Below are 991 nucleotides of genomic sequence, written 5' to 3'. Positions count from 1 at the left end.
AGAGGGTGTTGACCTTGGGTGAGCAGGCTCAACCTGTAGTGTTTCCCCAGCAGCCAACCTAGTACAAGGCAAGTGCAGGCAGCCTGCCTGTCCCTTCTCTGGATTGTTGCTGTGTCAGGTGGGACACTGCGAGTCCTACCAAGCGGGTTGCCTGGAGCGCGCTCCCGTTCTATGGCCCAGGCCATGAGCCCTACGCCCCAGGTGGCTGACAGGAAGCACTACCCCTCGGATTTGACCGAGGCCCAGTGGGAACTGGTGGAACCCTTCGTCCGAGGCAACCCCGTCGGCCCGCAGCCGGTGGTGCACCCCCGGCGCGAGGTGCTCAACGCCATCCTCTACGTCTCGCGCACCGGTGTGCAGTGGCGCTACCTGCCGCACGACTTTCCCGATTGGCAGAGCGTCTACTCGTACTTCCGGCAGTGGAAGAAGGACGGCACCCTCAAACTCATCCACGACGTGCTGCGCGGCAAGGTCCGAAAGCAGGCGGGACGCTCGCCGCAACCCACCGCAGCCATCCTCGACAGCCAGAGTGTGAAGGCGGACATCCAAGCGGAAGCCCGAGGCTATGACGCCAACAAGAAGGTGAAGGGGCTCAAGCGCCACCTGCTGGTCGACACGTTGGGACTAGTGCTGGTGGCGTGGATGAGCACAGCCGATGTTCAGGACCGAGACGCGGCGGCGGCCGTACTGCCGCTGGCCACCGAGCAGTTCCCCTCGTTGAAGAAGGTATTTGCCGATGCGGCCTACGAGGGGCCTCGTGTGGCGAGCATCGCTCAGCAAGCCGGTGTCGAGGTGGAGATCGTGAAGCGCTCGGACAACACTCCCGGCTTCGTCGTCCAGGCCAAGCGCTGGATCGTGGAGAGGACGCTTGGGTGGCTGAGCCGAGAACGACGCCTGGCCAGAGACTACGAGCGAAAAGAGGAGTCGTCCGAAGCCTTCGTCTACCTGGGGATGATCCGACTGATGCTGGGCCGCCTTGCCTGAATGCCTT

Annotated in this window: 1 protein-coding gene; it reads left to right on the top strand. The window is 63.5% G+C overall.

The genetic code is table 11. The features are described from left to right. The first annotated feature begins 171 nt into the window (after positions 1–171). Positions 172–984, top strand: a complete 813-nt coding sequence (locus KY501_RS52850; protein WP_224373254.1) for an IS5 family transposase — start codon at positions 172–174, stop codon at positions 982–984. Positions 985–991 lie beyond the last annotated feature (7 nt).

The sequence above is a fragment of the Hyalangium versicolor genome (assembly GCF_020103695.1).
GTDB classification, from domain to species: Bacteria; Myxococcota; Myxococcia; order Myxococcales; family Myxococcaceae; genus Hyalangium; species Hyalangium versicolor.
This window is presented reverse-complemented; position numbering and strand designations above follow the sequence as displayed.